The sequence below is a fragment of the Actinoplanes sp. NPDC026623 genome (assembly GCF_040638275.1).
In the GTDB taxonomy this organism is placed as follows: Bacteria; Actinomycetota; Actinomycetes; order Mycobacteriales; family Micromonosporaceae; genus Actinoplanes.
This window is the reverse complement of the sequence record NZ_JBEZXZ010000442.1, coordinates 1-1,412: the sequence shown is the minus strand read 5'-3', so window position 1 is coordinate 1,412 and position 1,412 is coordinate 1. Positions and strand designations below refer to the sequence as shown.

The window sequence follows — 1,412 nt, the reverse complement described above, 5'->3', positions numbered from 1 at the left end:
CGGGCCCGGGCGCCTGCGTGGCTCGCTCGCCGTCGGTGTCGCCACGTTGGCGGCGGCCGTGGCCGCGTTCGCGGTCGTCGACCGCGATGGCGTGACTCCGGCCCCACCGGCCGTGCGGCAGTCTGACGCCCCTACGGCGGCGCTGCCCTACCTTCGCCCGGTCAGCGCGGCGCAGTACCTGGAGAATGCGGCGTGGTCGGCGGAGCGGCGCGAATGGATCGACCCGAATCCGAAACTGTTCATGTACGTGGAGACCCGCGAATTGCGCAACCCGCGGGGGTACGAGAGCAGGTACCCGAACGGCAGGCTCGTGCCCGGCCGGGCGAAGTACCGCAGGATTCAGGTGTGGAATCGCATCGATGGCCAGGTGCAGGCCACGAGGAGCAGCGGCAGGTACGAGGTGCTGCGACAGGGCGAGAACGGCGTGATGTGGGCCTATCTCGACTGGTCCCGGATCGCCGAACTGACGACGCCGGAGAAGGTCCGTGCCTATGCCGAGCACCCGAAGGGTCCGGTGTGGGTGGAGCCCTCCGCACTGGTCGGGCAGTACGTGCTGCCGCCGGTGATCCAGGCGGCCTTCTTCCGTTACTTCGCGCAGGAACCCGGCATGAAAATCAACCCCGACGCGGTCAGCATCGACGGCCGCCCGGCGATCGGCATGGGACGGATCCTGGAGGGCTACCTGTCACAGGAACTGCTGTTCGACAAGGAGACCTATGAGCTGATCGGCGACCGGTTGATCGCCGTGGACGACGAGACGAAGGAGTTCGACGACGGTGCCTCCGTCACGCGCAAGGGCGATCTGTTGCGGCAGGTGATTTACACGAAGATGGCCATCGTGGACAAGCTCGGCGACACGGGTGGCCGCTGAGCGGAATTGCGCCCCTTCGGACACTCGCCCATCGGTGCGGATCACCGGTCGCGATAGATTGGCGCCGTCTACATGAACGCCGGCGCACAAACGACGCCGCTGCTGTCGGGGGCAGTCGCCGCGGTGGAGTCGTGACGCCATGATCCGAGGGACCGCAGCATGGATTCTTACACCATCACCATCCTGCCCAACGATGGCAGTGGTAACAGCACCACCCTGGTCGTGGAAACCGCCGGAGACCAGGTCTGCATCACCGATGTGCGGCTGCACGCGGCCGGTGGGCTCACCGGCGGCAAGCTGCCGACGATCGATTTCGGACTCCTGCTCAGGGCCGTGGCCCCGGCGTCCACCCCGGCGATGATCGAGGCCGTGCCCGAACCAGCCGCTGCTGTCGCGGAACCGCAACCGGAACCGGAGCCCGAGCCTGCAGCCGAGCCGGAGCCCGAGCCCGTCGCCGTCGTCGAGGCCCGGCCGGCGCCCGTCGCCGTGCCCCGGCCCCGGCGCGCCAAGCGGGCGCCCGCCGCAGCACCGGCACCGGCAC

Annotated in this window: 1 protein-coding gene and 1 pseudogene; both read left to right on the top strand. The window is 69.0% G+C overall.

What is annotated here, in order from left to right:
- Positions 1–871, top strand: an 871-nt coding sequence (locus AB0F10_RS45655; RefSeq protein ID WP_360640884.1) for a hypothetical protein, incomplete at its 5' end; no start/stop codon positions are given.
- Positions 872–1,030: 159 nt separating this feature from the next.
- A pseudogene (locus AB0F10_RS45650) lies at positions 1,031–1,412 on the top strand (hypothetical protein); the annotation flags it as partial.